This window comes from Streptosporangium sp. NPDC006930 (genome assembly GCF_040635605.1).
GTDB lineage: Bacteria > Actinomycetota > Actinomycetes > Streptosporangiales > Streptosporangiaceae > Streptosporangium.
The window spans coordinates 39,969-65,922 of record NZ_JBEYID010000020.1; the positions used below are offsets into that span (position 1 = coordinate 39,969).

Consider the following 25,954-nt stretch of genomic DNA (forward strand, 5'->3'; position numbering starts at 1 on the left):
TCACTTCCCTGCTTCGGTGACGTTTTCCAGTACGACGGCGAGGGCCTGTCCCACGCCGATACAGATGGCCGCGACGCCCCAGCGCTCCCCTTCCGAGGCGAGGCGCCGGGCGAGCGTGCCGAGGACGCGCGCGCCCGAGGCGCCGAGCGGGTGCCCGATCGCGATCGCGCCGCCCTTGGTGTTGACGATGTCGGGGTCGATCTTCCAGGCGTCGACGCAGGCGAGTGACTGCGCGGCGAAGGCCTCGTTGAGCTCGACCGCGCCGACGTCGGACCAGCCGATCCCCGCCCTCGCCAGGGCGACCCTGGCCGCCTCGACCGGTGCGAATCCGAAGTCCTGAGGATCCAGCGCGTGGACTCCCCGGCCCGCGAAGCGGGCCACCGGGTCGGAACCGATGAGCGATCCGGCTTCCTCCGACCCGATGACCAGGGCAGCCGCCCCGTCGCTGAGCGGGGACGCGTTGCCCGCCGTGATGGACCCGTCCGGCCGGAACGAGGGCTTCAGCCCGGCCAGCGTCTCGGGGGACGAGTCGGGTCTGATGCCTTCGTCCCTGTGCAGTCCGGTGTGCTCCACCGGAACGACCAGACCGTCGTAGAACCCGTCTTCCCAGGCGGCGTGGGCGAGCCGGTGCGAGCGCGCCGCGAACTCGTCCTGCCGCTCGCGGGTGATGCCGTACCTGTCGGCCAGCTGCTCGTTGCACTCGCCCAGGGAGACCGTCCACTCCTTCGGCATACGCGCGTTGACCAGCCGCCAGCCCAGCGTCGTGGAGACCGCGCTGAGGTCACCCGCGGGATAGCCGCGCCTGGGCTTGGGGAGCACCCATGGCGCCCGCGTCATCGACTCGGCACCGCCGGCCACGACGACCTCGGCGTCACGCGCCTCGATCATCCGGGACGCCGTCATCGCCGCGTCCAGCGACGAGCCGCAGAGCCGGTTCACCGTCGAGCCCGGCACCGAGGTGGGCAGCCCGGCGAGCAACACCGCCATGCGCGCGACGTTGCGGTTGTCCTCGCCGGCGCCGTTGGCGTTGCCGTAGATCACATCGTCGATGAGTGCGGGGTCCAGCGCCGGCACCGTGTCGAGCACCCCCGTGAGCGCGGCCGCGGCCAGGTCGTCGGGACGTACCTCGGCGAGGGCGCCGCCGAAACGGCCGAACGGCGTACGGACGGCGGCGTAGAGAAACGAGGCGGTCACCCGTGGAGTCCTTCCTTCATGGTGCGAACGTGGTGCGGGCTCGGTTCCGGCCCGGTTTCCGGCCCGGTGCGGGCCTGCGGCGGGCCCGGTGCGAGCCCGGTGCGGGCCTGTGGCGGGCCCGATGCGGGCCTGGTCACCGGCCCGGTGCGCGGCGCCGGGCACGCGGATCGGCGCGGCCTGATCGTGGCGGCCTGATCGTGGCGGCCTGATCGTGGGGAGGCTCAGCCCAGGCCCGTCGTCAACACGACCTTGCCCTTGACCCGGCCCTCCTTGACGTACTGCAGGGCGTCGCCGGCCTTCTGGAGCGGGAACGTCGTGTCGACCGCCGCGTCGACCTTCCCGTCGACGAACAACCGGAACACCTCGGCCATGGTCGAGCGCATCAGCTCCGGCATCCGGTCGCGGTAGTCGCTGCTCTGGAGTCCCACGATGCTGATGCTCTTCACCAGGATGTGTCCCGGCTTGATGGGGTTCTGGCCGCCCGAGGCGAATCCGACGATCACGATGCGCCCCTCCCAGGCGGTCGCCCGGATGATCTGGGTGAGGAAGTCACCGCCGAGCATCTCAAGGACCACGTCGACGCCCCTGCCGTCGGTGGCCGCGAGCAGGTCGTCGCGCAGCGTCTCCGGGGTGGAGGTGAGCACGACGTCCGCGCCCTGCCGGCGGGCCAGCTCCGCCTTCGCGTCGTCCTGAGCCAGCGCGATCACCCGCGCGCCGTACGCCTTGGCGAGCTGGACGCCGGCGGAACCGACGCCTCCGCCCGCACCGGTGACCAGAACGGTCTCCCCCGCCTTCATCCGGCCTCGGCGCAGCAGCCCGAAGTAGGCGGTGGAGTAGACGAGGCCGGAGGCGGCCGCCGACTCGTAGGACATCGCGTCGGGCAACTCCATGACCAGTTCCTCGGGGACGCGCAGCTGCTCGGCGTAGCCACCGAACTCGACCAGCGCCAGGACACGCTGGCCGACCCGGAGCCGTTCGACGCCCTCACCGACCGCCTTGACGCGCCCCGCCGCCTCCTTGCCGGGGCTGAAGGGTCGTTCCGGCAGGTTCTGGTATTTGCCCTCGACGACGAGAATGTCGGGGAAGTTGACGCTGACCGCACCGACCTCGATCACGACCTCGCCCGGACCGGGCACCGGGTCGGGCACGTCTTCGACGACGAGGCTGGTCGGGGGGCCGAACTCCTTGACGAGTGCAGCGCGCATGGATGTCTCCTTCGGTTGGTCGGGCGTCAGGACCAGGGCGACTCTTCGCCCAGATCGGCGAGTGCGGGGTAGGGCACGGTGCCGGGTCCTTGACGTAGCGTCGGCGAGATGGGGCTGGGGAGGGTCGCGAACGAGTCCCGCGTCCCGGGTGCGGACACCCGCTCGGGCGCGTCGATGTCGACGAGGTTCGCCAGGACCGCCTCGTCCCACGTCGCGACGACGACGGTGCACACGTCCTCACCGTCGAGTACGGACCGCCAGTGGTCGGCGGGCTCGGAGGCGAACCGTCCGGCCAGCGCGTCGATCACGGCCTGCTCCTGCCCGTGGTCGTCGTGGAACCTCGGGTCGAGTCCCACCAGCTCGACCAGCCGGTCCCAGAACTTCTGCTCCAACGCCGCGCAGGCGACGTGACGGCCGTCCGCGGTCTCGTACACCTGGTAGCGCGGGCTGCCGCCGGTGAGGAGTTCGGCGCCGGGGCGAGGCCAGCCTCCGCCCGCCTGGTGGGTGGCGAGGTAGCCGTACGCGAGGACCTGCAGGTTGTGGGTGATCGAGATCTGCAGGTGGACCGGGTCGCCGGTGACGTCCCGCTGTCGCAGGGCGAGCAGGATGTTGACGACAGCGGGGTAGGTGCCGCCGGCGATGTCGGCGAGCACGGTCACGGGCAGGCCGGGTGATCCGGCGCCGTCGACGCTCACCCCGAGCAGGGCGGACTCGGCGAGATAGTTCAGGTCGTGGCCCGCGCGGGTGGCTCGTGGACCCGTCGGGCCGTACCCGCTGATGGAGCAGTAGACGACGTCGGGGTTGACGGCGCGCACGTGCTCGTACCCCAGGCCGAGCCGGTCGGCGACGCCCGGCCGAAACTGCTCGACCACGACGTCGGCCTCGGCGGCGAGTTCGAGCACGCGGTCCCGCTGGACGGGGTCCTTGAAGTCCGCGGCGTATGCCCGTTTCCCACGGTTGAGTACCGCGTAGTTCGCACTCGCCTCGCCGAAGCGCGGCTGGTAGGTGCGCATCTCGTCCCCGCGGCCCGGCCGTTCGAGCTTGACGACATCGGCGCCCGCGTCGGCCAGCATCAGGGTCGCGAGGGGTCCTGGCAGCAGGGTGGAGAGGTCCAGGACCTTCACTCCGTGCAGGGGGAGCCGAGGCCGCGAGGTCGGTACGGGGGATGTCATGACGCCTCGGCCTCACGGAGCGGCCCCAGACCGACGAGGGTACGGGCGGTGAGAGCGGTGGCGGCCTGGGTGTCCGTCGCCGCGCGCAGCGAGACCGCGTCGCGCAGGTGGCGTTCGACGGGGTACTCGGTCAGGTAGCCGTAGCCGCCGTGGGACTGCAGGGCCGCGGCGGCCACCTCGATCGCGGCGTCGCAGGCGTGGCGCACGGCGGCGAGTGTCCGCACCGAGCCCTCGACGTCCCCGCCGCCCTTGCCTCCTCGGTCGCCCCCGACGCCCTCGTCCGCGGCGAACGCCACCGCCAGCGCCACCGAGGTCCGCATCGCCTGGTCGAGCAGCGACTGCCGCACGGTCGGCAGATCGGTGAGGGGTCCGCCGAACTGGTGACGCTCCGCGGCGTAGGCGGCCGCGGCGTCGGCGGCGGCCCCGGCGATCCCCGCGGCGACCGCCGCGGCGCCCTGGCGCAGTCGTGTCCGTGCCGCGGCGACGTCGACGTTCCCCATCCGGTGAACCGCGCCCACGGGAACGTTGTCCTTGAGCCGCACCGATCGTGTCAGGGCGCCGCCCAGCCCGGTCCGCTCCAGCGGCCGGGCGGTCATCGCCTCCGGCCCGACCAGCACCGCGGTGTCGTCGTCGCCGAGCAGCAGCAGGTAGGGGGCCTCGGCGGCCGGATCGATCCGGTCCACGGAACCGCTGAGCGTCTCCGCGGACCAGTCCAGCCGTACCTGCGGCGACATCGCGTCCACGACGGCGATCGCCGCGGCGGCCGTGTGCACGGCGGCGACCACGTCGGAGAACCGGTCGTCGCCGCCGAGGACGTCGACCGCCGCGTGCGCCTGGGTGGCCGCCCAGCCGAGGGCCGGCCAGGCACGTCCCAGCCGCTCCATCGCCACGGCGGTGGTGAGACGGCCGGCTCCGCCGCCGCCGTGCCGCTCGTCGGTACCGATGGTCCAGACGCCCAGTTCGGCGAGCTCGGCCGCGAGCCCGCCGACGACGTCCGCGTCGTCGGACAACACCACGTCGTGATCGGCGACGAAGGCGTCCAGCATCGCCACCAGGTCGCGCTGCTCCTCGTCGAGGGCAGGGCCGAGCCGGCTCATCGTGTTCCTTTCCGCGTGGAGATCCCCGCCGTGAGGTGCGGAGACGACATCACGACCAGAAGCTTTCCGGGTTGGGCGCGCGACGCTCGCCGAACGAGTCGCTCAGCTCGTGGGCCTCACGGGTCTGCAGGTAGAAGGACAGCTGCTGGTCGTGGGCCATCCGCGCCTGGCCGGAAACGCCGTTGTGGCGAGCCGAGAACGCGGCCTTCATCCCGGCGATCGCCATCGGACCGCGGGAGGTGAGTGCGCGGGTCACCTCGGTGACCCGCTCACGCAGCCGGTCGGCGGGCACGACCTCGTTGACCAGCCCCATCGCCAGCGCTTCCTCGGCGGAGTACTTCTGGTTGAGGTACCACATCTCCTTGGCGCGCTTGCGGCCGATGGTGTCCTCCAGATACCAGGATCCGTAACCGGCGTCGAAGCTGCCCACCATGGGTCCGACCTGCCGGAAGACCGCGTTCTCCGAGGCGATCGTGAGGTCGCACACCGTGTGGAGCACGTTGCCGCCGCCGACGGCGAACCCGTTCACGGCGGCGACCACGGGCTTGGGGACGGTGTCGAGCGCCTGGTAGACGTCGACGATCGGCAGGACCTGCGACTGGTCCAGCGAGGTGACCGGGTCGTGCTCGCCTCCGATGCAGAAGAACTTCTCTCCCGCCCCGGTGAGGACCGCGGCGCGCAGGGCGGGGTCGAGGCGGAAGCGCTGGAGCGCGTCGAACAGCTCCAGGCAGGTCCGGTGGCGGAACTTGTTCCCCGCCTCAGGCCGGTTGATCGTGATCGTGACGACCGGGCCTTCGAGGTCGATGAGGATGTCCTCGTAGTGCGACGGTTTCATCGGGTCCTCTTCTCTCCGGCGCGGAAACCCTTGCCGTTCTTGGTGCCGAGACGGCCGGCGGCGACCATCTGCCGCAGCAGCGGAGGCGGCGCGTAGCGGTCGTCGGAGGTGGCGGCGTACGCGTTCTCCGTGGCGTGCAGGTGCACGTCGAGGCCGATCATGTCGAGCATCTCCAGCGGGCCCGACCTGTAGCCCAGCCCCAGCTTGAGCGCCAGGTCGATGTCCTCGGCGGTGGCGAGCCCCTCGTCGTACTCCTGGATGACGTCGTTGAGGTACGGAAGGAGCAGCGCGTTGATCAGGAACCCGGGGCGGTCCTTCACGACGACGGGCTGCTTGCCCTCCAGGCTGTTCACGAGCGTGACGAGCCGGTCGATGAGGCCCTGGTCGGTCTGCAGGGCGCGAACCACCTCGACGGTGCGCATCACCGGTGCCGGGTTGAAGAAGTGCAGCCCGGCGACCCGCGCGGGGTTGGGCAGCAGGGCCGCGAGCTCGGTCACCGACAGCGCCGAGGTGTTGGTCAGGATCGGGGTCTCGTCGCCGACGGCGAGGGCGGCGGCGGCGAGGACCTCGCGCTTGACCTCAAGGTTCTCGGTCACCGACTCGATGACGAGGTCCACGCCGGTCAGGTCGCCCGGTGACGTGACGGTGGTGATGCGGGCGAGCGTGGCCCGTTTCTCCTCGTCGCTCACCTTGCCGCGGGCCACGCCACCGTCGAGGAAGGCGCCGATCGCGGCGACGCCCGCTTCGGCTCGTGTCCGGTCGGCCTCCACGGCGACGACGTCGCGGCCGGACATGGCGAACACCTGGGCGATGCCGCCGCCCATGGTTCCCAGGCCGACCACTCCGATTCTGTGGAACTGGTTCATCGTCTGCCTCCTTCAGGATCCGAAGAGCCGGGTGTCGTCGTACTCGTAGAAGCCGCGACCGGTCTTGCGGCCGAGGTCGCCGGCCGCGACCATCCGCTCGACCATCGGCGGCGGGAAGAAGCGCGGGTCGCGCAGTTGCTCGTACAGCCGCGTCGCGACCTGCTGGTGGATGTCGAGGCCGACGATGTCGAGCAGCCGGAAGGGGCCCATGGGGTGGCCGACGGCACCGAGCACCGCGGCGTCGATGTCCTCCTTGGTGGCCACGCCCGCCTCAAGCGCCCGGATGCACGAGTTCTCCCACGGGATGAGGAACCTGTTCACGATGAACCCGGGGCTGTCCTTGGTGACGACGCTCACCTTGCCGAGGGAGCCGAGGAACTCCTCGGTCGCCTTGTGCGCCCAGCCGGCGGTGTGCCGTCCGTCGGCCACCTCGACGAGTTTCATCAGCGGCGCGGGGTTGCAGTAGTGGGTGCCGACGACCCGTTCCGGCAGGCGCGACCCGGACGCGATGCCGGTGACCGAGAGCGTCGAGGTGTTGGTGTGGAACAGCGTCGAGTCCGACACGATCTCGTCGAGGCGGCCGAACATCTCCTTCTTCACCCGCAGGTCCTCGAAGACCGCCTCGACCACCACGTCGCAGGGCGCCAGGTCGGTGAGGTCGGTGCTGCCCACGAGGGCGTCCTTCGCCTTCTGCGCCGCTCCGGCGTCCATCTTGCCGAGCCGGACGCCCTTGTCGAAGAAGCCGTGCACGGTCTCGATGCCGCGTTTGAGGTTGTTCTCGTCGACGTCGAAGAGGATGGTCCGGTGCCCGGCTCGCGCCATCACGATGGCTATGCCGGAGCCCATGGTGCCGGCGCCGAGCACGGCGACGGTCTTGCTCTCGTTCCTCACGGGGTCTCCTCCTCGCTGTGGCTGTGGCTGTGGCCGGTCATCGGACACTCTGGCCGCCGTCGATGACGATGACCTCTCCGGTCATGAAGTCCGAGGCGCTACCGGCGAGCAGCAGCAGCCACGGCCTGAGCTCGTCCGGCTCGCCGATGCGACGTGCCGGGATGGTTCGCACGACCTTCGCCAGGACGTCGGCGTCCTCGCGCATCCCCGCGTTGAGCGGGGTGGCGAAGTATCCCGGCGCGATCGCGTTGACCTGCACTCCCGAGCGCGCCCACTCGATCGCCATCGAGCGGGTGAACCCGATCACGGCCGCCTTGGAGGCCGAGTAGGCGGCGTGGTCGGCGACGCCCTGGAGCGCGAAGTTGGAGGCGATGTTGATGACCTTGCCCGCCCCCTGGGCCACCATGTGCCGGCCGGCCGCCCGGGTGGCGAGGAAGGTGCCGCGCAGGTTGGTCGCCACGACGCGGTCCCACTCGGCGGCCGACTGGTCGAGCAACGGCGTGGACGCGACGATCCCGGAGTTGTTGACGAGCACGTCGACGCGCCCGAAGGTCTCCACGGTCGCCGCGACCATGCGTTCCACCGCCGCCTCGTCGGTGATGTCGGTCGGGCAGGCGAGCGCCCGGCCTCCGGCGTCACCGGCCTCCTCGACGAACGTGTCGAGCTCCGCGGCGGTGCGTGCCGCGACCGTCACCGAGGCTCCGGCGTCGACGAGCGCCGCCGCCATCGAGCGGCCGAGCCCGCGACCGGCTCCCGTGACGATCGCGACCTTGCCCTGCAGGTCGCTCATGTCACTCCCTTCATCGAGCGGGTGATCTCGCGGCCGATCAGGATCCGCTGGATCTCGTTCGTGCCGTCGTAGATCTGGGTCACCTTGGCGTCGCGCAGGCAGCGTTCGACGCCCAGGACCGCGAGGTCGCCGTAGGGACCCAGGATCCGGGTGGCCTCGACCGCCGCGGCGAAGCCCAGGTCGGTGCACGACTGCTTCATCATCCCGATCTGCCCGGTCGAGATGTCGCCGGCGGCGTCCGCTTGGCGGGCCACCGCGTGCAGGAGCAGCCTGCCCTGCAGGATACGTCCGCGCAGGTCGGCCAGCGCGAAGACGTGCTCGTCCGGCAGGCGCGTCCCGTGCGTCCTGGTCAGGATGGCGAGCGTGCGCGCGTAGGCGGCTCGGGCCAGCCCGACGCCCTGCGCCGCCGCGCTGATCCGTGACTTCACGACCGAGTTCATGACCACCCGCCAGCCTTCGCCTTCCGCGCCCAGGCGGTGGTCGGCCGGGACGCGCACGTCGTCGAAGAAGAGTTCGGCGGTGCTTGAGCCGTGCATGCCCATCTTGTCGAACGGCCGGCCGGGACGGACGCCGTCCCAGCCGCCGTCGACGACGAAGGCGCTGACGCCGTCGCGGCCGAGGGACTTGTCGGTGGTCGCGAAGCAGACGATCACGCCGGCCCTGTCACCGGTGGTGATGAAGGTCTTGGAACCGTTGAGCCGGTAGCCGTCCCCGACGGGCTGAGCGGTGGTGCGCAGGCCGGACACGTCGCTGCCGGCGTTCGGCTCGGTGATGCCGAGCGCCCCGTACGCCGATCCGTCGAGCAGGCCGGGAACGTAACGCCGTGCCAGGTCGTCGCTTCCGGCGATCATGATGGGGTACGCCGCGTGGGTCTGCGTCATGAACACCAGGGACGTGGCGGCGCAGCCCGCGGTGATCTCCTCCATCGCGACGGCGTAGGCGACGTTGGTGTCTCCGGTTCCCCCCAGGCTCTCCGGGAAGATCAGACCCATCAGGCCCGCCCGGGCGAGCGCCTGGACGCTGTCGTGGGCGAAGGCGTGGGTGCGGTCGACGTCGTGGGCTCGCGGCGCCACCTCGCGGGAGACGACGTCTCGGGTGAGGGCGCGCACCTCCAGCTCCCTGCCGCTCAGCGCGGCGTCGACGACGGGTTCGTCGAGCCGCTCGTGAAGGGCCAGGTACGCCTTCGGGTCGGTGTCGAGGTCGAGTCGTTCCAGTCGTTCCGGGCTCACGCGGACTCCCCTGGTGGGGACGCGGGGCCGGTGAACCGGGGCGGGCGCCGCTCCAGGAAGGCGGTGATCCCCTCGTCGGACTCGGCGCCGGCGACGGCGAGTGCCGCCAAACCGGTCTCCATCTGGAGTCCGGCGTCGAGCCCGGCGTCCCGGCCGCATTCGAGGGCGGTGAGGATGGAGCGGACCGCGATCGGCCCCTGGGCGGCGATCTTCTCCGCGAGTGCCGTCGCGGTGGCCATGAGGTCGGCGGGGGCGACGGGAGGGATCGGGGTGAGCCCCAGCTGGTGGGCGCGTTGCGCGTCCAGCCGCGCCCCGGTGAGCATGAGATGCGCGGCCGCGGGGGCGCCGATCACGCGGGGCAGCCGCTGTGTGCCGCCGTAACCGGGGGTCAGACCGAGCCCGGACTCGGGCAGCCCGAGGGAGGCCCCGGTCGACAGGACCGGGAACGTCGAGGCGAGCACGAACTCGAAGCCGCCGCCGAGCGCGACGCCGTTGACCGCCGCGATCACGGGTACGGTCGCCCGTTCGATGTCCCGCAGGACCCGCTGTCCGGTGCGGAGCGTCTCGTGGGCGCGGTCCGCGCTCATCCCGGCGAGTTCCTTGAGGTCGGCGCCGGCGCAGAACGCCTTATCTCCGCTCCCGGTGACGACGACGGCGCGGACCGCAGGGTCGGCGTCGGCGTCGAGGACCGCGGCACGCAGCCGGGACAGGACCTCGGCGTTGAGCGCGTTGTACGCCTCCGGCCGGTTGATGGTCACGATCGTGACCGGGCCGGTCCGCTCGACGAGGACGGTCTCGGACGGGGTCATGACGCGACCTCCGCTGTCTCCAGACCGATGACGCGCGCTGCCGCGAGCTCGTCGATCTGCTCCTGTGTGTATCCCAGATCCAGCAGGGTCGTCCGGGTGTCCGCCCCCAGCGCGGGGAACCGCTCGTTGCGCGGTTTCTCCTGCGAGGCGAGGCGGAACGGGCTGCGAACGCTGACGAGGTCGTCGTGGCCCCCCGGGACGGGAAGGATCGCGCCACGCGCCACGACCTGGGGGTCCTTCGTGACCTCGGAGAGGGTCTGCACCAGCGCGGCCGGCACCTCGACGTCGGCGAGGAGCCGGAGCCACTCCGCGGCGGGCCGCGTGGCGAGTCGTCGCGCGACCAGTTCGGTGATTCGTGAGCGGTCGGCACGACGGCTCGCGTTGTCCGACAGCCCCGGATCGGCACCCAGCTCGGGAAGCTCGATGGCACCGCAGAACCGCTGCCACATGGAGTCGTTGCCGATCGCGATCACGATGGTCCGGTCGGCGGCCTCGAAGGGCTGGTACATGGCGAGGACCGAATCGGTGCCGCCGCTGGGCGCCGGCTCCGGCTCGCCGGCGAGGAACGCGGCGACACGCGGCGCCATCAGGGCGAGGTCGGTGTCGAGCAGGGACACGTCGATGGCATCGCCCTGTCCGGTACGGCACTGACGGACCAGTGCCGCGTTGACGGCGATCGCCGCGGCCATCCCCGTCGCCACGTCGGAGAGCGCGGTCGAGACGCGCTGGGGTGCCCCGCCCTTCTCCCCGGTGACCGACATCAGCCCGGACCGCGCCTGGGCGACGAGGTCGTATCCGGGCAGGTCGCTGTCGGGACCAGTGAGGCCGAACCCGGACATGGCGCAGTACACCAACCGGGGGTTGCGGCGCCGGAGGGTCTCACCGTCGATCCCGATGCGGCTGAGCTTCGCGGGGTTCATGTTCTGCAGGAAGACGTCCGCGGTGTCGAGCAGCCGCAGGAGCACCTCGCGGCCCTCGGGCGCGCTGAGGTTGAGGACGACCGACCGCTTGTTGCGATTGGCGGAGGCGAACCACGCCGAGACCCCGTCGACGAACGGCGGGCCCCAGGACCTGGCGTCGTCCCCGCTGCCGGGGCGTTCCACCTTGATCACTGTCGCGCCGAGGTCGGCGAGGTACATCGCGGCGGTGGGGCCGGCGTAGGAGGTGGTCATGTCGACCACGCGCACGCCGTCGAGAGGCCCCGACGGCTCGTCCACAGGCCCACTGCTGGTGTCCAATGAAATCACCTACTAATAATGTTGGACATTTACCGATTGGTCAACACCGTCTGCTTTGTCCTCATCGAGCTCAGGAGGTGTCGGACGGTCCGGCCGACACCAGGTCCGACACCAGAGCCGACGCCAGGACGGCGACCCCGGACAGGACCGGACGGTCCGACTGGCGGGCCTCGACGCGTACGGACTCCCGGGTGTCGCCACGCTCGAACCGCACCCGGATGGGCGCTCCGGGCAGCATCGGCGCCTGGAACCGGCACTCGAACGAGGCGAGGCGGCCTCCGTGACCGTCCGCGTGGCGCCCGAGATAGGTGGCCACGTATCCGTAGACGTACATGCCGTGCAGGATCACACCGGGCAGGCCGACGCGGCTCGCCACCGCCTCGTCGAGGTGCACGGCACTGTGGTCCCTGGAGACCCGCGCGTAGTCGCGAGGTACGTCGGCGGCCGGCTCCCACACGAGAGGGGCGGGTACGGGGACCTCACCCACGGGCACGGAGGCCTCACCCATGACGCAGAGCCTGGGTGCTGGTGCCGCGCAGGCACATCCGGCCGTCTTCGGTGAAGGACTCGGTCTCCACATCGAAGAAGACGGCACGCGCGCCCTCCTTGATACGGCCGATCCAGGCTCGGGTCTCGATCGAGGCGCCCACCGTGATGGGCGCGTGCCACGTCAGGGCCTGCGCCGCGTGGACGTTGTGGTCGAACGGCAGGTCGAGGCGGTGATCGTGCAGTACGCCGAGTACGGCGCGCATCGTGAGAGCGACGGACAGGCCGGGCGGCACCTCCCGAATGCCGCCGGTGAGATCTTCCCTGCCACGGTCACCGACATCGGCGCGGTCCTCCCCGTCGTGGTCGCCGACATCGGCGAGGCCTTCCCCGCCGTGGTCGCCGACGTCGGGGCCGTCCGGCGGCGGGGTGCCGCCGGCCACCGCTTCCTTTTCGCGGTCACCGAAAACGGATCGGCCGGCCGGAACGTCGCAGAGGCGGGCGTGGCCGAGCGCGTCGGCGGGCTCGATGATCTCGCGGGTCCGCCACGACTCCTGGCGCTCACGCAGCGCGGTGAGCCGGGCGAGCACCGGAGCGGGATCCCAGGTCCCTGTCATTGGGGCGCCGTCTCCACCAGTGCCAGCCGCTGACGGAGCTCGACCTTGCGGATCTTCCCGCTGGGCGTCTTGGGCAGGCTCGGCACCAGCACCAGGCGCTCCGGCAGGAAGTGCCTGGACACGCCGTTGTCGAGCAGGTGCCGGTTGAGCTCGTCGAGGGTCAGATCATCGGTGCGGGAGTGCACCACGGCGCAGGCCCGCTCGCCGAGACGCTCGTCGGGAACGCCGACGACGGCCACGTCGACGACATCGGGGTGGGTGTAGAGCACGCTTTCCACCGCGACCACGGGGATGTTCTCCCCACCGCGGATGACGATGTCCTTGCTGCGCCCTTCGAGGTAGACCAGCTGGTTCTCGTCGATGCGGGCGGTGTCGCCGGTGTCGAACCAGCCCTCCGCGTCGATCTCCTCGCGGGTCCTGTCGGGCAGGCCCTGGTAACCCAGGAAGAGTCCCGCGCTGCGAACCTGCATCCGTCCCGGCGTGTTGGCGGCCACGGGCTCGCCGTCCGTCCCGACGATGCGGACTCCGACGCCGGGCACCGCCCGGCCGTCGCTCGCGAGCTCAGGGTCGGACATACCGGGTCGGCAGGAAACCCCGATCCCGATCTCGGTCATTCCCCATGCGGAGCCCACCCAGCAGCCGAAGGCACTGCGCCCGGCACCGGGGAGCGCACGCGGGACCGGCGATCCCGTCGTGATGACGGCGCGCAGCGCGCAGCGCGGGTCACCGACGAGATCTGTGGTGAGCAGGTCCTGGAGGAACGTCGGGGCACCGAAGAACACCGTGGCCCCTTCCTCGCGCAGGAAGGTCGCGGCCGTCGCCGGGCTCCACTTCTCCAGGTAGACGGCCGTCCCCCTGAGGTAGGCGGTCATCAGGACTCCCCACAGGAAGCCGCTGTGGTGGCCGACGGGTGAGACCACGGCGTTCACCACCGGGGCGCCGAGGTTCTCCGCCCCGAAGTAGGCCAGCCAGTTCCTGAGCACCGCGATCAGGGTCTGGTTGGTGTTCATCACCCCCTTGGGAGCGCCCGTCGTACCGGAGGTGAAACCGATGTGGCACAGGGCACGAGGGTCCACGGCGGGGAGTCGCGCGCCGGCGGCGGACGGGGCGGCCAGATCCCCGAGCGCGATCTCGCCCTCGCCCCTGCCCGAGTCGCCACGCACGACGACCAGCGGCGCCACCTCTCCGTACGAGGCTCGCACGACCTCCAGCGGGGTGGCGCTCGCGACCCGTTCCTGCGTCACCACCACCTTCGCGCCGGTCGAGGCGAGGATGTGGCTGACCTCCTTGGTGCCGTAGGCGACCGGGATACCGGTGTAGACGGCGCCGGCGCGGTTGATGGCGAAGATGAGTGCGGCGAACTCGATGCAGTTCGGCAGCATGACCACGACGGAGTCACCCTCGGAGACTCCCCGGGCCCGCAGGCCCACGGCGAGATCGGTGACGTAGGCGTCGAGCTCGGCGTAGGTCATCGCGCGGCGGCTTCCCCCCGGGCCTGCGGAGTCGACCGCCGCGGTCAGCTCCGGGTGTGCGACGGCCGCGTCGGCGAGCAGGGAGGTCAGCGTCTGTGAGGTCCACTGGCCGCTGGACTCGTAGGTGGTCGCGAGATCCCGGGTCAGCCTGCTGTCCGGGCGGATGCCCGGGTGCTCGCCCGCGGCGGGTGTGTTCTGCGAACTCACGATGCGCTCCTCATTGGTTGGTGTTGCTCGACCGCTCAGCGCGCGGTCTCTCCTCCGTCGACGGTCAGCACGGCTCCGGTGAGAAACGTGCTGCGGGGGTCGCACAGTGGTCCCATCGCGGCCACGACGTCGTCGACCGTCCCGAACCGGCGCGCGGGCACGGCCCTCGTCACACGGGCGCTCTGTTCGGGGTCCGCGCGGATGCTCGCGTTGAGGTCTGTCGCGATGAACCCGGGGGCGATGGCGTTGACCTGGACGCCGTGGCGCGCCCACTCGACCGCCATGCTACGTGTGAACGAGACGACGGCCGCCTTCGACGCGCAGTAGGCGGCGTGCCCGCTCACCCCTTTGAACGCGTAGTTCGAGGCGACGTTCACGACCCGCCCTGAGCCCTGGGCGGTGAGGAAGGCCCCCGCGGCGCGTGTCACCCGCACCGTGCCGAGGACGTTCGTTTTCCACACCGCGTCCCACGGCTCGTCACCGGCGTCCAGGAGAGAGCCCGAGGCGAGCACCCCCGCGCAGTTGACCAGGAGATCCAGCCCGCCGAGGCCGTCCACCGCCTCCGCGACGAAGCGTTCAATGGAGTCGTGATCGGAGACGTCGACGACGCGTGGGTGGGCGTTGCCCCCCTGGGCGGCGATCTCGTCGGCCACCGCGCTCAGTGCCGCGGAGTCCCGGCCGCCGATCGCGACCGTCGCGCCGGCCGCTGCCAGCGCTCGCGCGATCGCCCGGCCTATCCCCCTGCTGGCACCCGTGACGACGGCCCTTCGTCCGGCCAGATCCGGGAAACCCGACATGCTGTTGCTCCTCATCGCGCGGGGGCGTCTTTGCCGCCCTCTCTCGGGAACGAGTCGACCATGTCCGCGAAGCGGTGCCGAGTACGCATAATGTCGAACATTCATCACATAGGCAAGTACCATCCGGTAGTAGCTACGACATACTGCCGCCCTGGGAAGCCAGTAGACTTCTGGTTCGGCGGTTGACTGATGTAGGACACTTGTCAACCCCCCGGAAACGAGAGGCCCACATTGGAGACCTTTGGTGAGCCCCGTGCTCTTGGGCAGGCGGTCGTGCGCCCGCGCCAGCAGGTGGAGGACCGCATCCGTCGGGCGATCCTCGACGGCGAGCTCAAGCGCGGCGAGCGTCTCCCCTCCGAGACCGAGCTCGCACGTCAGTTCGAGGTGAGCAGGACGACGGTGCGCGAGGCGCTGCGCTCGCTGTCGACGCAGAACTTCATCGAGAAGGTCCCCGGAGCGGGGGGCGGCAGCTTCGTCCGGGCCGTGGACCACGAGGCACTCAGCGAGATGCTGTCGGAGTCCATGAAGAACCTGCTCAGCCTCGGCAGCATCGGGGCCGACGAGGTGCAGTCGGTGCGCGAATACCTTGAGGTCCCCGCGGTCCGGCTCGCCGCCGGCCACCGCAACGCGGAGGACCTCGCCCAGATGCACAAGATCATCGAGCGTCAGAAGTCGGTCCGCGTGACGGACCCGTCCGTGCCCCAGCTCGACGTCGACTTCCATTCCGCTGTCGCCCGCGCTTCCGGCAACCGAGTGCTGGGCTCCTTCGTCCAGGCCCTGCACGAGCAGACGATGCCCGTGCGGTTCCTCGATCTCTCCGAGCAGGTCGGCGCCGAGACCGTGCTCCAGCACCTGCAGATCGTGAAGGCGATCGAGGCGGGCGACGAGGACGCGGCCCAGAACGCCATGGTGACGCACCTTCGCTACCTGCAGGCTCACCGCGTGGCCGCGGCGGAGCGCATCTGACCCGGCGCCTCCGGCTCCGGCCCGCACGAGCACCGTTCACCCCCGTGCGACCCTGATTTCGGGCCCGCACGGGGCGTCTCTTCGATCGTGCGCCCCTGACTTCGGGCCCACACGGGGCGTCTCCTTGAGGGCGCCCCTGACTCCGGCCCGCACGGAGCGCCTCCGACCCGGCGCCCCCAACCCCCGGCCCGTACGGCGATTCGGCGCATCCCGACTCCGGCCCGCGCGGCCGAGAACACGTCGCAGTCCTCTCCCCCTTGCCGCACTCCGAACTGTCCGACAATAATCGGCTAGTCCTTAAATAGCCGACGCAGGGAGTGCACGATGGGTTTCGAGGGGCAGGTAGTGGTCGTGACCGGTGCGGCGGGAGGTCTGGGACGCTCGATCGCGGGCGAGTTCCTCGAAGCCGGCGCGAGCGTGGTGCTCACGGATCGGGACGCCGGCCGCCTGGAGGAGGTCTCCCTGCGGCTCGGCCTCCCCGACCGCGTCATGGTCCACGCCGGGGATCTGACCGACGAGGAGGACGTCGTCGGCCTCGCGGAGGCGACGGCCGGCAGGTTCGGGACCTGCCACGTGCTGGTGAACAACGCCGGCATCCTGGGCACCCCCGGGCCGTTGGCGTCGCTCTCCACGGCGGCGTGGAACGAGACGATCGCGGTGAACCTGACGGCCGCGATGCTCTGCACTCGCGAGCTGGGCCGTCTCATGATCGACAATGGCCGCGGCGCCGTCGTGAACATCGCCTCGGTGGGGGCGCACTCGCCGAACACCTCCCCCACCTACGGCGTCTCCAAGGCGGGCCTGGTCGCACTGACGCGACATACCGCCGTGGAGTGGGGCCCGCTGGGAGTGCGGGCGAACGCGGTGAGTCCCGGGTTCGTGCGCACGGAGATGTCGGCGGCCCACTACGCCGACCCCGATCTGCTCGCGTTGCGCACCCAGCTCACCCCGGTGCGCCGCATCGGCGGCGCGTCCGACATCGCGAGCGTGGTCGCCTACCTGGCGAGCGACGCCGCCGCGTTCGTCAACGGCCAGGAACTGGTGGTCGACGGCGGGTTCCTGTCCGCCCCGCTGATGCATGTGCAGCGTCACGCGGATCAGTACGGCGGCCATTCGGCCCCCCAGCCCGCGCTCTTCGCGGATCGCCTGCGTTCCACGGAGGCTCGGCGATAGCGGCGACGGCACCGCCACACCGTGCTCGAACGTTACGAATCAATCACATTTCGTAACGAACGTTAACCGGAAACCATGCGGTAAAGTTCCACGACCTGGGACTTTCACAGAGAGCCCCCGGCCGAACACCCAGAGCGCCTCCGGATCGGCGACCAGACAGAGCCAGGCGCCTGCCTCCCTGGCCGCCGGCCAGATTAGGCACCCGCCACACTTTCCCGGCTACCGACCGGCACGTGGCGGGGGCACGCCCCCGGCGATCACGACTCCTCGCCTCGGCCTTCTCTCCCGGGCACCCCGAAGCCCTCCCGGGCACCCCGAAGCCGAAGACACCGTCCAGGGCCACCTCCGGCGGCCCACCCCGCCGCCGACACGCGACGCCGGTCAGGCCACCACAACCCCGGCCGCACGACACCGAACACCCCCACAAGGGGTGCCTGCCGCAGGGGGCATGACACCCCGATTCATCACCGGAAAACCCGGCCGATCCCCTCACTTCGGCCGAGGCGAGCCGGTGAGCACGACAAATAAGACTGTTGCCTTCATCACGACCCACCGGTATCGTCCGTCCATCAGGTCGAATGTCGAACATTAGGAATCCGGTATGACACAAGACGCTGTCGCCGCCACCAACAAGGGCGCCCCCCAAGCCAGCAAGAACTCCATCCGCAAAGTCACCACCGCCTCCATGGTCGGCACCGTGATCGAGTGGTTCGACTTCAATCTTTTCGGCGCCATGGCCGCGCTGGTTCTCGGGCCGCTCTTCTTCCCCTCGGACAACCCGCTCACCAGCACACTGCTCTCCCTGGCGACGTTCGGCGTCGCGTTCGTCGCGCGGCCCTTCGGCGGCATCGTGTTCGGCCACTTCGGCGACAAGTACGGCCGCAAGAAGATGCTGGTCCTCGCGCTGCTCATGATGGGCATCGGCACGTTCGCCATCGGCCTGCTCCCCACCTACGCCTCGATCGGGATCGCGGCCCCGATCCTCCTCGTCACGCTCCGCCTGATCCAGGGTCTGGCACTGGGCGGCGAGTACGGCGGTGCGGTGCTGATGGTGGTCGAGCACGAAGGGGCGGCCAAGCGTCGCGGCTTCTTCGGAGCCTGGATGGGCAGCGCCTCACCGATCGGATACATCCTCGCCGCAGGACTGATCGCCCTCACCTCGGCGTTCATGCCGGAGGACGCCTTCAACTCGTGGGGCTGGCGCATCCCGTTCCTGTTGAGCGCCATCATGGTCATCGTCGGCCTGTACATCCGCCTGTCACTCGAGGAGTCGCAGGCGTTCAAGGAGGTCGTCGAGCAGTCGAAGACCACGGAGGTCGTCAAGATCCCCCTCATGGAGATGTTCAAGCGCTACCCGCGCAGCGTCCTCTCCTCCATCGGCGCCTCGCTCGGCATCCACGCCGGCTACTACCTGTCCATCATCTTCGCCCTGTCGTACGCCCGTAACGAGGTGGGCTTCAGTGCGACGGCCGGTTTGGTGATGGTCCTGATCGCGTCCGTCTTCTACTTCAGCGCGATCATGATTTCCGGCCACATCTCGGACAAGGTCGGCCGCAAGCCTCCGATGCTCATCGGCGTCATCGGCTTCGCCGTCTGGGTGTTCGCGCTGTTCCCCCTGATCGCCACCGGCAACCCCCTGTTCGCGGGCATCGGCTTCTCGGTCGGCCTGATCTTCCTCGGGTTGCTCTACGGCCCGATGAGCACCTGGCTCGCCGAACTGTTCGGAACGCAGGTCCGCTACACCGGCATCTCGTTCGGGTACACCATCGCGGCCGTCATCGGTGGAGGCATCACGCCGGCGCTCGCCGTCGCGCTGATGGACAGCTACGACAGCACGATCCCGATCTCGTTGTTCGCCGCGGCCATCTCGATCATCGCGTTCCTCACGATCCTGTTCACGCGTCGTGGGCTGTCCCACGAGGAGGAGGACCTGAACAATGTCTGAGATCGGCACCGCGAAGCCGGGAGTGTTCCTGGTGCGAGCCGAGGTTCGTGACGATCTGCGTGACGACTTCGACCACTGGTACGAGACCGACCACCTCCCACTGGTGATCAAGACGCTCGGGGCCAGGTCGGGACGACGCTGCTGGAGCGTGACCAGCCCCGGTGTCCACTTCGCCGAGTACGAGTTCGACGACCTCGACTCCCTGGTACGGATGGTCGGGTCCCCGACGCTCCAACCGCTGCTCGACGACTTCGACGCCCGGTGGCCGGAAGGGGTCGTGCGCACGCGGGAGATCCTCGAACCGGCGGGCGCGAAGCGGTGAACCACCTCGGATGAACGCCCGCGGCCGCCTGTCGGCCGGTGCGGGCGGACCGAGTCGGAGGCCCGGGGCGGCGAAGACCGCCCCGGGCCTCCGCTTTCCCGCACCCGGTCGATCCGGCGCATCGGGATTTCGGAAACGACGAGATCCCGTCCGATCGCCTGATCGGACGGGATCTCGCAGGGCTTTTCAGTGTTGTTGTCACCCGCATCGATCCGCGACGCGGTGTCCGGACGTCTTCGAGCGGCGGTTCGTCTTCCGCCGGAGCGGCCCGATGATCGCCGCGGGACCGGTTGGCCCGGTACGGTTCCACCAGCAGCACCGACAGCCACTTCGCGGGTCAGGGGACGCGGACGGTTTCACCCACCGGCCGTCCTGTGAGGACAGGTTGCGGACCGAGGTCGAAACACCGGAAGAACGGTAACTCGCTTCGAATTCAAAGCGATACCCTCAGGGGTGTGACGACCGTCACACTGCTTCGAATTCGCAACATGTAGCGTGAGGACATGAACGACAGCCAGCCGGAGGCCGGTGCGGGAACCGAGGACGTCCAGCCGCTCGATCCCGCCCAGCTGGGCGCGTACTTCGTGCTCATGGAGGCTGTCAGCCTGCTTCAGCACCAGGTCGAGCAGCAGCTACGCGCCGAGGGCGGCATCAGCTACGTTCAGTTCCAGGTGCTGGCCCGCCTCGCCCATCACGACGGCCCGTTGACCATGACCGAGCTGGCCGACGGCGTCGTCTACAGCCGCAGCGGCCTGACCTACCAGGCCGGCCTGCTGGAGAAGGCCGGCCTCATCACCCGCGGTCCCAGCCCCGACGACGAGCGCGCCACCCTGGTCGCCATCACCGGCGACGGCCGGGCTCTCGTCGAACGTGTCCTGCCCGGCCACATCCAGGTCGTCCGCCTGCTCTTCGACCCCCTGGCGAACGACGACCTGCACCACCTCGGCGACATCATGACCCGCGTCCGAGACCACCTGCGCGCCCAGCCACCCCGTTCCGCCGCCTCCCGCAAGGGCCGCACGCCCCCCTCGGCTCCGATCGCGCCATAACCCCCGGCCAGGCGGCGTTCCCGTCGCAGGCGACGTTCTCTCTGTAGGCGGCGTTCTCTCCGCAGGCGGCGACGCGGGCGGTGCGCCCGGCTCCCCCGAAGCCACGGGTCACCCTTCGGCCTGGACACCCGGCCGGACGTACGCGGCGAAGAACCGCAGGACGGCATCCGCGATCTCGCCGGGCTTCTTCTCCGGCGCGAAGTGGTCGAGCGTACGGAACGTCGCGGTCTCGGAGCGCGGAATCGTCTCGGCCAATCGGGCGAGGGCGACGCCCTGCCGAGCGGTGTCACGCCCCTTGCCTCGCATGATCAGGGCGGTCGCGGAGATCTCGCGGTAGTCGGCCAGCCGGCCGTCGAGTCGTCCCACCTCGGCGTGCTCGCTGATCGCCTGGGGCATGAGCGCAAGGTTCTGCCGCAGCTCCGCGCGGGGAATCGCGTACCGCAGGATGATCCGGAGAAGCCCGCGTGGAAGGCGTCCGGTCTGATCAGGGTTGACCCCGCGAACGAAGGTGACGAACGCCTCGAAGTCCGCACCTTCGGAGATCTCATGGCGCGCTCGTTCGATCCAGTCGACCGGGACCGACCCGTCGACCGACACTCCGGGCTCGTAGACGGCGACCGCGTCGAACGCCGAGGTCTCGCACGCGGCTCGCAGGGCCACCAGTCCACCGAAGCTGTGCCCGAAGATCAGCCGCGCACCGGTTCGTGCGCGTACCGCCTCGATGTCCTCGCACTCCCGCGCGATGCCGTACCGATCACCCTGCGGGCCGCTGCCGCCACGGCCACGCCGCTGCACGATGTGCACGGTGTGCCGGGCCGCCAGGAGTCCGGCGAAGACGGCGAGGTCGGACGCCACCGCGAGCGCTCCGGGGACCACGATGACATCGGGCCCACACCCCACGCCGAGGTATTCGACGGGCGTGCCGTCCGCCGAGGTCACCGACCGAGTGTCCAGATCAGGCATGGTGTTCTCGTTTCTCTCGTCGCCCGGACCCGTCCCAAGCAGTGCTTACAATGTACGCAGCAGCGAAGAAATCCCACCACCTCGCACTGCCGCGAGCTAGTGCACTTCGCATGTTGTCGCAGGACAACGGGGTAGTACGGCGATCCGCCGACTCACGACCGCACTAGTGCACTGGAGAGTCATGACAGACCGACCGCTCTATCTGCGCATCGCCGATGAGATCGCCGACGACATCCGGAGCGGACGACTGGCGGAAGGCCGGCCGGTGCCGTCCACCCGGCAGATCGTCCGGGACCGTGGGGTCGCGATGGCCACCGCCACCAAGGTCCTCGGCGCCCTGCGCGAGGCGGGCCTGGTCGAGACGATCCCGGGCCGCGGGACCGTCGTCCGGCGGCGAGACGAGCCGGCGACCGGGAGGACCGGCCCGTCCACCGGCGAGCGGGCACGGCGCCCCGGGCTGACCCGGCGCGAGATCGTCGAGGCCGCCGTACGGATCGCCGACACCGACGGGCTGCCGCTCGTCACGATGCGGCGGGTGGCCGTCGCCCTGGACGTCTCCACGATGGCGCTCTACCGCCACGTCCCGAACAGGAACGACCTGACGCTGCGGATGGCCGACAGCGTGTTCGCCGGCGCCAGGCTGCCCGACATCCCGACAACCGCCTGGCGACGACGCCTCGAAGCGGCCGCGCACCTGTTCTGGACCGTCTTCGGCCGCCACCCGTGGGCCGCCGAGGTGTTCTCGCTGAGCCGCCCGCAACTCATGCCCAACGTGCTGCCGATCGCCGAGTGGTCGCTCAGCACACTGCGCACGATGGGATTCGACGCGCACGACATGCTGTGCACGCACATCAACCTGTTCGGGCACGTACGCGGCATGGCACTCGTCCGTCTCACGGAGACGCAGGCGGAAGAGGACACCGGGATGTCGGCGGACGACTGGATGAACCTCCAGGACGGCCTGCGCCGGTGGACGTCCACCGGCAACCCCGGACTCGGTTACGTCGTACGGAAACCGTTTGACTTCGACCTGGACGCGGTCTTCGAGTACGGGTTGCAACGCCTGCTCGACGGCATCGACGCCCACCGCCGCGAGCTCGGGCGGGCGAACCGACGCGCGGCCCGGGAAGGTGGAGAACGTCCGGTGATGAAGCGCGTGTGAAGCGCTGGGATGTTCAGTGATGAAGCGCGTGTGAAGCGCTGGGATGACAGGCGCAGCCGGCCACCCGCGCCGCGGCCGGGACGGGCTCCCGAGCCGCCGTGATCACGTCGTCCAGCATGCGCTGCCGCTGTGCGCGATCGATCAACCGGCCTCGAACGAACACCGCGTTGATGCGCGTCGTGTTGCGGATGTCGCGCAGCGGGTCGGCGTCCAGCAGCACCATGTCCGCCACCTTTCCGCGCTCGACGGTTCCGTGGTCACGCAGCCCGAGCTGCCTCGCCGGTTCCAGGGTCGCCGCCCGCAGGATGCTCATGCCGCTGAGCCCCGCCTGGGACAGCAGCTCCAGCTCGTCGTGCAGGCCGAAACCGGGCATCACATACGAGGTGCCGGTATCGGTGCCCGCCAGCAGCGGCACCCCGGCGCGATCGAGTTCGGCGACCAGCCGCAGCCGGCGTTCGAAAAGCTCCCTGCGTGACGCGGCCTGCTCCGCAGGACGGTCTTTCAGATACACCTCCCGCATGGTCATCTCCCACAACTGCCGTATCTGAGCGGGGAAATAGCGGTGACGCGGATCATCGGTGCGCACACTCGACGGTGTGTCGACGACCCGGTGGTTGGTCAGCGTCGGCGTCAACCGGGTCTGGTTGCGCGCCAGGCGGTCGAAGACGCGGGCGGCCTTGCGCCGATCGTAGCTGCGCGCGGCGGCGTACTCTACGGGATGCATTCGGTTGTACCAGCCGGCGTACTCCCCCGGTCCGATCGGCACCGCGGCGATCGCCTGACGCAACTTCCGCTCCTGGTCAGAGGTGTTGTACCAGACCGCCGACAGGTGTTCGATCGTCCGCAGCCCGGCGTCGCTCGCCTCGGTGAAGCGGACGAAATCCGGCACATGGCCGAGGATGGGAATCCGCTGTCTGCGCGCCTCGTCGGCCAGGGCGAGAAAGGACGCCCGGCTGAGCCGCGTGTAGGTCTTGATGAAGTCGGCGCCCGCCGCCTTCTCCTGCCGTACCGCGGCACGGGCCTGCTCCGGACCGGCCACGCTGACGAAGGGCGGCCCGATCCCCTCCCACAGCGACGGCGCACCGTCGATCATGCGGCTGCCGATCACGTACCGGGGACCCAGACGGGTACCGGCCTCCACCTCACGCCGCCAGGAACTGATCGCCGGGTTCGCGCTCATCTCCCGCACGGTGGTGACGCCGTTGGCGAGGTAGAGCGGCGGATAGGTGCGCTCCAGTTCCGTCGAGTGCACATGCATGTCCACAAGGCCGGGAATGAGGAACTTACCCGTGCCGTCCACCACGGTCGCCCCCGCCGGAACGGGCACCGACCGGACCGGGCCCACCGCGACGATGCGCTCACCCCGCACCAGTACCGTCATGTCACGGGCCGCCGGTCGTCCCGTCGCGTCGATGACCGTCACCCGTACGACGGCGGTGACCTTACCCGCCGCGCCCCCGACCGCTCCCGTGCTCGCCTGCGCGGTCCGGCCGCCCCCTACCAGCGCCCCGACCGCGGTCACAGCCGCCCCAGCGATCACACTTCGCCGGGAAACATCCCTCTTCATCGTGCAACTCCCTGCCCCCGTTGGTTTTCACCAGCTTTCTGGAGTCGCGCCGTGTGCACGATGAAGGAGGCAGGTCATCACAGGTAGGGCGGGCCCTACCGTGCCCGTTCCGCGGCGTGGTCGCCCGAATGATCTTCCCTGTCCTTCCAGCCGTGATGGTGTCCAAGCCCGCTGGATCACTCGGTGGTCGATCAGGGTGATGTCGTAACGGTGCAGGAGATCGAGGGCGACCGCCAAGGTGAGGAATGCCACTGCGCCGGCCGGCAGCGGCTGGTCATCATGATCAGCGACTATGCCGTCAAAGCACCGACCGACCGAAGACGATGCAGAACGGGTGACCGACGGGATCGGTGAAGACGCGAAAGACCGACTCGTGTTCGTTCGGGACACGGGTGGCGCCCAGGGCGAGTAATTCCCGCTCGGCCTGATCGGGGTCGGTCACCCGAATGTCGAGGTGCATCTGCTGGGGATGCGCGGGGTCGGGCCAGCGTGGTGGAATCCACGGGACGGCCCGCTGGAAGGCCACCTGCCGAAGGCCCGGTTCCGCGCCGATGACCACCCAGCCGTCGGCGTCCTCGTTGATCCTCATCCCCAGCACCTGGCAGTAGAACTCCGCGAGAGCGCGCGGATCGGGGCAGTCGATCACGGTCTTTTCGAGGCGTCCGATCATACCGACAGCATGCCAGCACGCCGGTGACGACCGCTATCCCTCATCGGCATGAGCGGGTGTCGGACCCGCGTGCCGAACAGCGCACGCCACCGCGACAGCGACCGCACCTGTAAATAAACTTTGACATGATGTCCGCGACCTTTTACATTAAGCAATGTCAGCTTTGTTTTACATCTGCATCGCCCGGGTGTTCCGGGGCGGACTCGATGACGTCTTCCGGTTCCCCCGACACCGAAGGAGACCCCCTATGAGGGCGATCGTCCAGGACGAGTACGGCCCGCCGCACATGCTGAGCCTCGGCGAGGTCCCGACCCCGACGCCCGGCGCCGACGATGTGCTGATCCGGGTGCACGCGGCCGGCGTCGACTACGGCGTGTGGCACATCATGACCGGGCTGCCGCTCATCGCTCGCCCCGGCCTCGGCCTGCGTCGACCCCGCAACCGCGTGCCGGGCATGGACGTGGCCGGCGTCGTGGAGTCCGTCGGCGCCGACGTGACCGCGTTTCGCCCCGGCGACGAGGTGTACGGCGAGGCGACCGGCGCGTACGCGCAGTTCGCACTCGCCCGCCCGGGCAAGCTCGCCCGCAAACCCGCCAACCTGAGCTTCACCGAAGCGGCGGCCGTACCCGTGTCGGGGGTGACCGCGTTGCGGGCCCTCGGCCAGGTCACCACCGGCGAGAAGGTGCTGGTCATCGGCGCGGGCGGCGGAGTGGGCAGCTTCGCGACGCAACTCGCGACCGCCGCCGGCGCCCACGTCACCGCCGTGTGCAGCACGGCCAAGGCCGATCTCGTCCGGTCGCTGGGCGCCCGGGCCGTCATCGACTACACGCGCGAGCCGCTCACCGGAACGTACGACCTGATCATCGACATCGCGGGCATCCGACCGCTGCCCCTGCTGCGCGGGCTGCTCACCGAGCGCGGCCGGCTCGTCATCGTCGGCGGCGAGGGCGGCGGCCGGTGGTTCGGCGGGCTCGGCCGGATGCTGGCCGTCCGGCTGATCACACCGTTCACGCGCCAACGCCTGGACGCGCTGATCGCGCTGACCCGCACCGCCGACCTGGACACGCTGCGCGACCTCATCGAGGCCGGGGCCGTGCGACCGGCCGTCGGGCGCACGTACCCCCTGGCGGAGACCTCCACCGCGGTGAGCGACCTGGCCGCGGGCAACGCGCCGGGGAAGCTCGTCATCACGGTCGATTGACCCCGCGGCGCGTCTTGGGAAGCCGGCCGAG

The 25,954-nt window shown here is 70.2% G+C and carries 26 protein-coding genes; 8 read left to right on the forward strand and 18 right to left on the reverse strand.

Features of this window, described 5'->3' with window-relative positions; all coding sequences use genetic code 11:
- Complete coding sequence (locus tag ABZ664_RS29380) at nucleotides 1–1,194, reverse strand: thiolase family protein (protein ID WP_362516682.1); 1,194 nt, start codon at nucleotides 1,192–1,194, stop codon at nucleotides 1–3.
- An 18-nt stretch (nucleotides 1,195–1,212) separates the two neighbouring features.
- Between ABZ664_RS29380 and ABZ664_RS29385 the strand changes: the two genes are divergently transcribed.
- Complete coding sequence (locus ABZ664_RS29385; RefSeq protein ID WP_362516684.1) at nucleotides 1,213–1,389, forward strand: hypothetical protein; 177 nt, start codon at nucleotides 1,213–1,215, stop codon at nucleotides 1,387–1,389.
- A 26-nt stretch (nucleotides 1,390–1,415) separates the two neighbouring features.
- Here the strand turns inward: ABZ664_RS29385 and ABZ664_RS29390 are convergent, their stop codons facing one another.
- From ABZ664_RS29390 to ABZ664_RS29455, 14 genes are all read right to left on the reverse strand, one after another.
- Entirely contained in the window at nucleotides 1,416–2,399 is a 984-nt protein-coding gene (locus ABZ664_RS29390; protein ID WP_362516686.1) for an NADPH:quinone oxidoreductase family protein, read from the reverse strand.
- A 26-nt stretch (nucleotides 2,400–2,425) separates the two neighbouring features.
- A complete protein-coding gene (locus tag ABZ664_RS29395; protein WP_362516688.1) occupies nucleotides 2,426–3,571 on the reverse strand; it encodes a CaiB/BaiF CoA-transferase family protein in 1,146 nt (381 codons plus the stop codon).
- Nucleotides 3,568–4,668 carry an acyl-CoA dehydrogenase family protein gene (locus ABZ664_RS29400; RefSeq protein WP_362516690.1) on the reverse strand — a complete coding sequence of 367 codons (1,101 nt, stop codon included), beginning with the start codon at nucleotides 4,666–4,668 and terminating at the stop codon, nucleotides 3,568–3,570. The genes ABZ664_RS29395 and ABZ664_RS29400 overlap by 4 nt, the downstream gene beginning before the upstream one ends.
- Nucleotides 4,669–4,717: 49 nt before the next feature.
- A complete protein-coding gene (locus tag ABZ664_RS29405; protein WP_362516692.1) occupies nucleotides 4,718–5,503 on the reverse strand; it encodes an enoyl-CoA hydratase-related protein in 786 nt (261 codons plus the stop codon).
- Nucleotides 5,500–6,369 carry a 3-hydroxyacyl-CoA dehydrogenase family protein gene (locus tag ABZ664_RS29410; RefSeq protein ID WP_362516695.1) on the reverse strand — a complete coding sequence of 290 codons (870 nt, stop codon included), beginning with the start codon at nucleotides 6,367–6,369 and terminating at the stop codon, nucleotides 5,500–5,502. The genes ABZ664_RS29405 and ABZ664_RS29410 overlap by 4 nt, the downstream gene beginning before the upstream one ends.
- A 12-nt stretch (nucleotides 6,370–6,381) precedes the next feature.
- Nucleotides 6,382–7,260 carry a 3-hydroxyacyl-CoA dehydrogenase family protein gene (locus ABZ664_RS29415; RefSeq protein WP_362516697.1) on the reverse strand — a complete coding sequence of 293 codons (879 nt, stop codon included), beginning with the start codon at nucleotides 7,258–7,260 and terminating at the stop codon, nucleotides 6,382–6,384.
- Between the two features lie 37 nt (nucleotides 7,261–7,297).
- Entirely contained in the window at nucleotides 7,298–8,050 is a 753-nt protein-coding gene (locus tag ABZ664_RS29420) for a glucose 1-dehydrogenase (RefSeq protein ID WP_362516699.1), read from the reverse strand.
- Nucleotides 8,047–9,279 (reverse strand): acyl-CoA dehydrogenase family protein, encoded by a 1,233-nt coding sequence (locus ABZ664_RS29425; protein WP_362516701.1) that lies wholly within the window; start codon nucleotides 9,277–9,279, stop codon nucleotides 8,047–8,049. The genes ABZ664_RS29420 and ABZ664_RS29425 overlap by 4 nt, the downstream gene beginning before the upstream one ends.
- Nucleotides 9,276–10,088, reverse strand: coding sequence for an enoyl-CoA hydratase-related protein (locus tag ABZ664_RS29430; RefSeq protein ID WP_362516704.1), 813 nt, complete (start codon nucleotides 10,086–10,088; stop codon nucleotides 9,276–9,278). The genes ABZ664_RS29425 and ABZ664_RS29430 overlap by 4 nt, the downstream gene beginning before the upstream one ends.
- Nucleotides 10,085–11,335 carry a CoA transferase gene (locus tag ABZ664_RS29435; protein ID WP_362516706.1) on the reverse strand — a complete coding sequence of 417 codons (1,251 nt, stop codon included), beginning with the start codon at nucleotides 11,333–11,335 and terminating at the stop codon, nucleotides 10,085–10,087. The genes ABZ664_RS29430 and ABZ664_RS29435 overlap by 4 nt, the downstream gene beginning before the upstream one ends.
- Nucleotides 11,336–11,396: 61 nt before the next feature.
- On the reverse strand, nucleotides 11,397–11,834 hold the full coding sequence (locus tag ABZ664_RS29440; protein ID WP_362516708.1) for a MaoC family dehydratase: 438 nt from the start codon (nucleotides 11,832–11,834) through the stop codon (nucleotides 11,397–11,399).
- The gene (locus tag ABZ664_RS29445) at nucleotides 11,827–12,429 is read right to left on the reverse strand and encodes a hypothetical protein (protein ID WP_362516710.1); all 603 of its coding nucleotides are present in this window, start codon (nucleotides 12,427–12,429) and stop codon (nucleotides 11,827–11,829) included. Before ABZ664_RS29445 ends, ABZ664_RS29440 begins: the two co-directional genes overlap by 8 nt.
- Nucleotides 12,426–14,108, reverse strand: a complete 1,683-nt coding sequence (locus ABZ664_RS29450; RefSeq protein ID WP_362516712.1) for an AMP-binding protein — start codon at nucleotides 14,106–14,108, stop codon at nucleotides 12,426–12,428. Before ABZ664_RS29450 ends, ABZ664_RS29445 begins: the two co-directional genes overlap by 4 nt.
- A gap of 35 nt (nucleotides 14,109–14,143) precedes the next feature.
- A complete protein-coding gene (locus ABZ664_RS29455; RefSeq protein WP_362516714.1) occupies nucleotides 14,144–14,905 on the reverse strand; it encodes an SDR family oxidoreductase in 762 nt (253 codons plus the stop codon).
- A 273-nt stretch (nucleotides 14,906–15,178) separates the two neighbouring features.
- Between ABZ664_RS29455 and ABZ664_RS29460 the strand changes: the two genes are divergently transcribed.
- From ABZ664_RS29460 to ABZ664_RS29480, 5 genes are all read left to right on the forward strand, one after another.
- Nucleotides 15,179–15,871: a FadR/GntR family transcriptional regulator gene (locus ABZ664_RS29460; protein WP_362516717.1), complete on the forward strand. Its 693-nt coding sequence runs from the start codon at nucleotides 15,179–15,181 to the stop codon at nucleotides 15,869–15,871.
- Between the two features lie 324 nt (nucleotides 15,872–16,195).
- Complete coding sequence (locus tag ABZ664_RS29465; protein WP_362516719.1) at nucleotides 16,196–17,044, forward strand: SDR family oxidoreductase; 849 nt, start codon at nucleotides 16,196–16,198, stop codon at nucleotides 17,042–17,044.
- A gap of 601 nt (nucleotides 17,045–17,645) precedes the next feature.
- Entirely contained in the window at nucleotides 17,646–18,989 is a 1,344-nt protein-coding gene (locus ABZ664_RS29470; RefSeq protein ID WP_362516721.1) for an MFS transporter, read from the forward strand.
- Nucleotides 18,982–19,311 carry a hypothetical protein gene (locus ABZ664_RS29475; RefSeq protein ID WP_362516723.1) on the forward strand — a complete coding sequence of 110 codons (330 nt, stop codon included), beginning with the start codon at nucleotides 18,982–18,984 and terminating at the stop codon, nucleotides 19,309–19,311. The genes ABZ664_RS29470 and ABZ664_RS29475 overlap by 8 nt, the downstream gene beginning before the upstream one ends.
- A 503-nt stretch (nucleotides 19,312–19,814) precedes the next feature.
- On the forward strand, nucleotides 19,815–20,360 hold the full coding sequence (locus ABZ664_RS29480; protein WP_362516725.1) for a MarR family transcriptional regulator: 546 nt from the start codon (nucleotides 19,815–19,817) through the stop codon (nucleotides 20,358–20,360).
- A 108-nt stretch (nucleotides 20,361–20,468) separates the two neighbouring features.
- Here the strand turns inward: ABZ664_RS29480 and ABZ664_RS29485 are convergent, their stop codons facing one another.
- The gene (locus ABZ664_RS29485; RefSeq protein ID WP_362516727.1) at nucleotides 20,469–21,323 is read right to left on the reverse strand and encodes an alpha/beta hydrolase; all 855 of its coding nucleotides are present in this window, start codon (nucleotides 21,321–21,323) and stop codon (nucleotides 20,469–20,471) included.
- A 181-nt stretch (nucleotides 21,324–21,504) separates the two neighbouring features.
- Between ABZ664_RS29485 and ABZ664_RS29490 the strand changes: the two genes are divergently transcribed.
- Nucleotides 21,505–22,485 (forward strand): TetR/AcrR family transcriptional regulator C-terminal domain-containing protein, encoded by a 981-nt coding sequence (locus ABZ664_RS29490; RefSeq protein WP_362516729.1) that lies wholly within the window; start codon nucleotides 21,505–21,507, stop codon nucleotides 22,483–22,485.
- A 13-nt stretch (nucleotides 22,486–22,498) separates the two neighbouring features.
- Here ABZ664_RS29490 and ABZ664_RS29495 read toward each other — a convergent pair whose 3' ends face one another.
- Both ABZ664_RS29495 and ABZ664_RS29500 read right to left on the reverse strand, forming a co-directional pair.
- Nucleotides 22,499–24,052 (reverse strand): amidohydrolase family protein, encoded by a 1,554-nt coding sequence (locus ABZ664_RS29495; protein ID WP_362516731.1) that lies wholly within the window; start codon nucleotides 24,050–24,052, stop codon nucleotides 22,499–22,501.
- Nucleotides 24,053–24,350: 298 nt separating this feature from the next.
- Entirely contained in the window at nucleotides 24,351–24,722 is a 372-nt protein-coding gene (locus ABZ664_RS29500) for a VOC family protein (protein WP_362516733.1), read from the reverse strand.
- A 247-nt stretch (nucleotides 24,723–24,969) separates the two neighbouring features.
- Between ABZ664_RS29500 and ABZ664_RS29505 the strand changes: the two genes are divergently transcribed.
- Complete coding sequence (locus ABZ664_RS29505) at nucleotides 24,970–25,923, forward strand: NAD(P)-dependent alcohol dehydrogenase (RefSeq protein WP_362516735.1); 954 nt, start codon at nucleotides 24,970–24,972, stop codon at nucleotides 25,921–25,923.
- Nucleotides 25,924–25,954: the final 31 nt, after the last annotated feature.